General features: G+C 69.9%; 1 protein-coding gene. It reads left to right on the forward strand.

Going from position 1 to position 259, the window contains the following annotated elements; all coding sequences use genetic code 11:
• Positions 1–259, forward strand: a 259-nt coding sequence (locus DJ70_RS06170) for a DUF7260 family protein (protein ID WP_449272191.1), incomplete at both ends; no start/stop codon positions are given.

Genomic DNA, 259 nt, shown 5'->3' on the forward strand with positions numbered 1-259 from the left:
CTCGTCGCGATCCGGAACGCCTACGCGGAGACGGTCATGTCGGTGCCCCACTACGAGGACGAGTACAACGACACCTACGAGCGTAGCCTCGCGGAGGAGTTCACCCCCGAGCTCGCGGTCGCGCTCACCCGCGAGCCGACGCTCCGCGAGCGGTCCCGCTCGTCGCTGCTGACGAAGACGACGGAGGCGATACGTCGGCGGGAGGAGTTCCTCGAGCGGCTCGAGGCCGAATCCGCGTCGGTCTCGCGCGCCCGCGAGA

The sequence above is a fragment of the Halorubrum halodurans genome, from assembly GCF_002252985.1.
Lineage (GTDB): Archaea > Halobacteriota > Halobacteria > Halobacteriales > Haloferacaceae > Halorubrum > Halorubrum halodurans.